Source organism: uncultured Candidatus Kuenenia sp., assembly GCF_900696675.1.
Lineage (GTDB): Bacteria > Planctomycetota > Brocadiia > Brocadiales > Brocadiaceae > Kuenenia > Kuenenia stuttgartiensis_A.
Genome location: NZ_CAADGZ010000162.1, coordinates 1 through 6,390, shown reverse-complemented (window position 1 = coordinate 6,390; position 6,390 = coordinate 1). Strand labels below are relative to the sequence as shown.

Annotated in this window: 9 protein-coding genes; all 9 read right to left on the bottom strand. The window is 42.6% G+C overall.

The genetic code is table 11. The features are described 5' to 3' along the window. Positions 1-369: 369 nt before the first annotated feature. A complete protein-coding gene (locus QZT26_RS15765) occupies positions 370-492 on the bottom strand; it encodes a hypothetical protein (protein WP_261345351.1) in 123 nt (40 codons plus the stop codon). Between the two features lie 82 nt (positions 493-574). Next, positions 575-826: a hypothetical protein gene (locus tag QZT26_RS15760; RefSeq protein WP_295103511.1), complete on the bottom strand. Its 252-nt coding sequence runs from the start codon at positions 824-826 to the stop codon at positions 575-577. A 195-nt stretch (positions 827-1,021) separates the two neighbouring features. Then, the gene (locus QZT26_RS15755; protein WP_295103509.1) at positions 1,022-1,897 is read right to left on the bottom strand and encodes an ice-binding family protein; all 876 of its coding nucleotides are present in this window, start codon (positions 1,895-1,897) and stop codon (positions 1,022-1,024) included. Positions 1,898-2,269: 372 nt separating this feature from the next. Beyond that, positions 2,270-2,836 carry a hypothetical protein gene (locus tag QZT26_RS15750; protein ID WP_295103506.1) on the bottom strand — a complete coding sequence of 189 codons (567 nt, stop codon included), beginning with the start codon at positions 2,834-2,836 and terminating at the stop codon, positions 2,270-2,272. A gap of 1,468 nt (positions 2,837-4,304) precedes the next feature. Then, entirely contained in the window at positions 4,305-4,646 is a 342-nt protein-coding gene (locus QZT26_RS15745; protein ID WP_164994599.1) for a four-helix bundle copper-binding protein, read from the bottom strand. A 108-nt stretch (positions 4,647-4,754) separates the two neighbouring features. Next, positions 4,755-4,904: a hypothetical protein gene (locus QZT26_RS15740; RefSeq protein WP_164994598.1), complete on the bottom strand. Its 150-nt coding sequence runs from the start codon at positions 4,902-4,904 to the stop codon at positions 4,755-4,757. Between the two features lie 245 nt (positions 4,905-5,149). Continuing rightward, positions 5,150-5,329, bottom strand: a complete 180-nt coding sequence (locus QZT26_RS15735; protein ID WP_295103502.1) for a hypothetical protein — start codon at positions 5,327-5,329, stop codon at positions 5,150-5,152. 129 nt (positions 5,330-5,458) lie between these two features. After that, complete coding sequence (locus QZT26_RS15730; protein WP_211436212.1) at positions 5,459-5,740, bottom strand: hypothetical protein; 282 nt, start codon at positions 5,738-5,740, stop codon at positions 5,459-5,461. A 284-nt stretch (positions 5,741-6,024) separates the two neighbouring features. Further along, a partial coding sequence (locus QZT26_RS15725) for a hypothetical protein (protein WP_295103498.1) occupies positions 6,025-6,390 on the bottom strand: 366 nt, incomplete at its 5' end.

Here is a 6,390-nt window from a genome sequence, read left to right as displayed (position 1 = left end):
GCCGCCTTAACCTTGGACGTAAGAACAGAACTATCGACATATTCCCCTACGCTTTCACGCGTTGAGGTACCTGCACAGCCTGGACTGCCGGCAATCCACCCAACCAAAAAAAGTACTGCAAAAAAACGCTTGATCAAATTTGCTTTATCCATAATTTCTCATCCTGAAGTTGTAATCCGAATACCATAATCTAAAAACAGTCATCATGTTGCATTAGCAACACCCAAAAACGATGAACGATGAAAATGGTTTTATAGCCATACCACATTGCGGCACATGTACCTGAGCTATTTTTTGTAGTCTTATCATCGAGCCAGAGGCTGGTTAACAATGGTTAACCAGCCTCTGCAAAACAATTTTAATTAACCACTACAAGATATTATCACCCTTCACATAGCCTGTATGCGCAGTCCCTAATTTTTCAAGCAATTCATCATCAGTATAAGAAACAACCTTTGGCAATTCGTAAACTGGTAATTTTTTCTCTTCCATTTTTTATCCCCTTTCTGTGTTATTGAATCCAAATTACAAAATCTAAAATTCATCTGCTACTCCCCGCCGCACCCTCACCGATTCAGAATTTCACCTTTACTGGTCCATGCATGGTACTCTCACCAAAGGTATCCACGTCTTCAAGTTTATAGTAGAAGTTACCTTTTTTCTGAAGCGTATCCTCATAACTATAGCTTGCGCCAAATGAACCACTTCCCTGCGCCGGAATGAGTTCTCTGTTTATCTTCCTATATCTGCCACCTTTCCTCTTTGACCTGTAGACATTAAATCCTGCATTATCTATCTCAGACGCTGTTTCCCATTTCAGTATCACACTGCCATCGCCATTAACCTTAGCCTTGAAACTTATCTGGCTAACTGCTGTGGGTGACTCCGTTGGTGATGGTATGGGGCTTAACGATGCCACAGGCGTTGGAGTCGGTGTTCCTTCACCCGTAGGACCCGGAGTTGGAATTGGCGCCGGTGTTCCTTCACCTGTCGGAGCTGGCGATGGTGTGGGGATCCCTTCTCAAAGAATATTAATCGTGTTGTTGCCGGCCATTGTCACTGCTCCTAAGGATGTGGTCAACGCCCTCCCGTCCAGAACTGCGCCGACACCCACCGTGACGGAATCCTTTGCGACAACCGTTCCAACAAAGGTGTCTCCGTTGAGCGTCGCATCGCTTGTGACCTGCCAGAACACGTCGCAAGCGGAGGCGTCATTGATCAGGCTGACGTCCGAACCAACGTTGGCAGTGAGTGCGCTACCTACCTGGAAAATGTAGATTCCTGCGCCGTCGAGCGTGAAGAGTCCATTCGCCGCCAGATCGGCTTCGGCACTAAAGGCATAAATACCTGGGCCTACCGTTTCTCCACTCAACTGCGGACCTATGACCGTAGCGCCACCCGTGGTATCCAACTCTATGTACAGAGCGGTGACTGCTGTTTGAGCGGCAACCGCGGCTCCATCATTAACGTGTAACGTATAGGGTGGAACGATGGTCACATTTACCGGATGGCCTGTGATAACCGTACCCGGTGAAACGCCAACATCGCCAGTGACGGTAGACATGGTGCCGCCGAAGGTGACAGTCGAGCCTCCCAGGACAGCAAAGCTTTCCGCGTCACCCAGTGTTTGTGCTGTAGCGGTCTGCGCCAATGAAAAAAGCGCCAATGAAAAACTTAGAAATAAACATCTATAGAACATCTTCAACTTCAACATATTTGTCTCCTCCTTTATTATGAAAAGAACTTCGCTAAAATGACTGGCGGAATGCATTTCCTTGCCCCCCATCCAGCGCAAAGTCATAAAAACCATCTCTGTAGCAAACCCAAAATTCCGTAACACTTTAGTCTTTTGAAACTGGAAATTGTCATTTGTAGTGCGACGAGGTTCGTCGCACAATTTGAATAGATCCTATTCCTTATTGCACAACTTTTTTTGGTGCGACGAACCTCGTCGCTCTACATGAATTTAGTGGGTTTCGATGTTCCAAGGGAGGAATGAGCAGCAACCGTTTATATACCCCGCCCCTACGCTTACGGCAAGCAGTGCTATTATTGGAATTTTTCAAAAAAATAAAGTGTTACGCGTTTTTTACTTTTTTCAAAGGACTAAAGTGTTACGAAATTTCACTGACAATAAACAAGATTAATACGCCCATAACCAGGACCAGTACCGGTTCTAAAAGTATACAATCATAAAAACGCGCCTTTCTTCCACGCTAACATATGCTCTAATATCATTTTTGCCGGTAAGTCGTTTATTCTCAAGTGATCAGTCTTTCGGAATACCTCCTTTTATTCTCTCATCATTTGCTACATCTACGTAGCATCCAAACACACAACTTGATGCATCTAAATTACAATTAAACCTGCCAAACCAGTCATCTTTCTCTGTTTGGTTTATACGTCTTAAGTTGGTGCTACCACAATTAAATAAACAATCGTCAAGACTTCCTATTCTTCCCGTCTCCTCCGCAGTAGTTTCCCTTTTCTTTATAGCATTATTGAGGTCGTTAAAAATCTTTTCACACTCAACAGCCAGTTTTTTTATTTCTGCTTCATTTGATTTATCTGCTTCATCAATTTTGGTAACTCGCTTTAGCAACTCCCGATACTGCTGCAAAGAACTACCGATATAATCCGGTAACAGACTATCTATCGTTTCGTCCTGAAACTTTTGAAGGTTAGATTCTGCTTGCAGAATAATATATTTTTTATCGGTAGTCGTTATACCAACCCGTGCATTGGCAAGGGTGGGCAAGAACAAACAGACTAGATAGCACCCAAAGAGTGCGAGGAAGCCAAACCCTGTGTTTTTCTTCATGCTTTTATGGATCATTTTACCTCTCCTTTCTATTTCCGCTTCAAGGGGAGAACGTGTTATTCTCTTATGGAAGCCCTAATCCCTTTGCAACACCTTCTCCATAAGCCTCATCTGCTTTGTAAAAATACGGCAAGAATTGCGAGCGAGACTACTTTGTTCATAGAAAAATCCTCCTTCGATTTTCATAATGGTTCAGCCCCCCACCCACCTTGCCCGCCCATTGAAGGATCGGCAATATTTTTTCCTTGCCCTTGATGTGGGGGAATTCAGAATAGCCGCAATAACCAAAAGCATAGTAATTTTCCTTTCTTTTTTTGGTTAAGTATTTAAATTTTTAGTCTTAATTTTTGTAACTATTCAGCGTAATCTATTAAACTACCGAAGCACAACTCGTTCTCAAACCTTGTACTGAACATAGTGAAGTATCTGATTGGGTACGTAATGGTAATGGAAACTACATTCGTGGGTTCAGGTTGCAAACCTGAACCCGCCGGGGTTGTCTCTACACTCCGGCAGTTTGGCAAATTACTTAGTTTTTCAATTCATACTGTAAAGCAGATGCTTTTTCTCTATATCCAATATAGACAGTTTTTTTTTACTGTCAATACCTGCAAAAGGGGGTATTGAAAACATGTCCATACTGTTTTTTACCCGCTGGACATTCTAAATGAATGGTTCTCGTTTTTTAAAAATCAATTGCGGGAGGTTATATATTTATTTATATTTTCAGCAATAGTATTCCACGTCCATTTTCGTTTTTCATCATCGGCTTCCAGTAGCGTGATGCGAAATCCTTTCCTTGTGCAGCAAAAGCCTGTTAATGACACAACACATATCCCCGTTGTCCCGAGAAGATAATACACAAACCCGCGAATGTGGTTTCCAGCTTCATTACGTTCCCAAATTTGACATCCTCTGTCGATACATGGGTTTCTACTTTTTCAGGCGTCTCCTTGCTACAAGCCGTCATAAAAAACAATGGGACAAATATTACCGCCATAAATTCAATTTTTTGTAACACTTTAGTTTTTTGAAAAAACAAAAACGCTCGTTCCCAAGCTCCGGCTTGGGAACGCAATGGTATTGGAAGCTCTCGCTTCCACTCAGCAAGCATTATTCGGCTAAAAATAGGACGCCAAATATCTTGATAATATACTGAAAAGTATAAGCTGACATGTGCCCATTCTCTTTTTCATTCGAAGCTGGAGCTTCTCAAACAATCCCGTTCCCAAGCCGGAGCTTGGGAACGAGCGTTTTTTTTTCATAGAACTAAAGTGTTACAATTTTTTTTATATCTTTACAGCCTTTCTGGTGCAGCATACCATTAAAAAGCATCTAAGCACTTCACACCCGATTAACCCACATAACAACTCTTTCCCGTATCTATAAAAAAGTATTGCACGATATATCTGTTTTAAAACTTAATCCTGCAATCAGTTATTAACTGACTGCAGGATTTCGTTGATATGATTGATATTGAGAATCACGCTGACGGAATCGCCGCCATTTTCCGGCATTCTTCAGCGCACTTGTGACAGGCTTTAGCGCATTGCTGACAATGCTCCGTTTTGTATTTGGCGCATTCATCACCGCACGCCTGACAAATCTCGGCGCAGAGCGCACAGAGTTTCGCAGCAAACGATGAGCCGCGTGACATGAATTGAGCGGCCAGGCTACAAATATCGGCGCAATCGCGGTCAAGTTCGATACACCGCACCATCGTTTTGATGTCTTGTTCGCGCAAACAAGACGCCGCGCAATGTTCGCATGCGGTTACGCATTCATTACAGGCTTCGATACAACCTTCGTATTGTTTAGAGGACATAACTTTTATCCTTTTTTTTGTTTGTTGTGGATTGTTCCATTGCCGGCAGAATTGCCGGCAATGGATGGTAGTTATTGGTTCTTTGCCATTTTCCGGTTCATTGTAGCTTTAACAACAACTGGCGACTGAGCCGCTCTTGCCTTTTTTCTCGTTACCGATAACAATTGTGCCGGTTTCTGTGAATTTGAGTGTTTTTGCCACACCATCCTTTACACACCCGACTGCATAACACGCTTTGCCATCGGCCTCTTGTTTCACTATTCCCCCGATGGTGTGCAGCCAGCAGTTTCCTTCTCAATTGCTGCCTTGACCACAGCCGGTACCTGAGTAATATTGATCTTTGTTCCCTCGTCTGCACATTTATTTAATATTTTCTTCCCCTCCTCTCCTCCTCTTGTTAAAGAGTTTAACCCGAACCACTGAGAACATCCTCAGTATGATTACCTGGCTTACCAAAATATTCGTAAGAAAAATATTTATGACAAAAATAAATCTAAACTATATTAATGCTTGCACGTACAATGATCTGTTTTATCCTTTGTGCAATCTTTTGCACATTTTACATTGTCCGGGCACTTACAACTGTCCGGGCAATCAGGATTTTTTGCAAAGGTACTAGTAACACCAGCGCTAAACATTAACGCACTTACAAACGCCGCCGTAATACCAATTTTCCTAAACATATACTTATCTCCTTTCAAATTAAAGTACCAAACGGATATTATCCGATACTACTAACGCCACGATAGCAGACAAGCCTCACGGCTAACCATTGCATAGCCGAAGGACGATGTATGTCTTTGCTTGTGATATTAATAACCCTTCTTTGCGTGACATACACATTTGCAATCATTTTCTGATTTTGTTGGCAAATGTCCGCATTTTTCGCATTTACTTTCAACATCACTCTTTGTGTGACATACACATTTGCAATCATTCTCTGGTTTCGTTGGCAAGTGTCCGCACTTTTCGCATTCACGTCCCTCTTCATGACTTGTAGCCATAGCAGAACCAACCAACACTGTATTTACAGTACCAACACCAAACATCAGTGCACCAATAAATGCCAGACCTACTCCATATTTCTTTAACATTTCTTTCTTCTCCTCTTGTTAGGAAGATTATCCCGAACTCCCAGGAACATTCCCGGTAAAGTTGCCGGGCTTACAACAAATTCACAATCTTATAAATTACTCGTAAATGCTTTGAATTTTAACGTTACCATGCTAGGATAGAAAAATCGCATCCGATTCCCCTGTCTGCAAAAAAGTCTTTCCCGATATATCTGTTTTCAACCTTATCCTGCAATCAGTTATTAATTGATTGCAGGATTTAGCTGACCTATTGATATTGAGAAAACGCTTGCAATCGGTCACAGTTATTTTCTTTTTCCTTCTTCTGTGAATTCGGCTGTTTTTTCCATTCCGTCCTTTACATACCTGACTGCATAACACACTTTGCCATCGAACTCTTTTTTCACTATGCCCTTGACGGTGCCGCCGGCAATTTCCTTCTCAATAGCAGCCTTGACTACAGCCGGTACCTTAGCAATATCAACCTTTTCTTCCTTGCATTCCACAACCGCACCATCTGCTGTGAATTTGACTGTCTTCTCCACGCCGCCCTTAACACAATTGACTGCATAGCACACTTTGCCATCGTACTCTCTTTTCACTATGCTCTTGACGGTGCCTCCGGCAGTTTCCTTCTCAATTGCGGCCTTGACTACAGCCGGTACCTTAGC

Bases quoted from the DNA above. Each gene is read 5' to 3' on its own strand.
- QZT26_RS15745 (WP_164994599.1), bottom strand. From the start codon at position 4,646: ATGTCCTCTAAACAATACGAAGGTTGTATCGAAGCCTGTAATGAATGC.
- QZT26_RS15750 (WP_295103506.1), bottom strand. From the start codon at position 2,836: ATGATCCATAAAAGCATGAAGAAAAACACAGGGTTTGGCTTCCTCGCA.
- QZT26_RS15730 (WP_211436212.1), bottom strand. From the start codon at position 5,740: ATGTTAAAGAAATATGGAGTAGGTCTGGCATTTATTGGTGCACTGATG.
- QZT26_RS15735 (WP_295103502.1), bottom strand. From the start codon at position 5,329: ATGTTTAGGAAAATTGGTATTACGGCGGCGTTTGTAAGTGCGTTAATG.
- QZT26_RS15765 (WP_261345351.1), bottom strand. From the start codon at position 492: ATGGAAGAGAAAAAATTACCAGTTTACGAATTGCCAAAGGTTGTTTCT.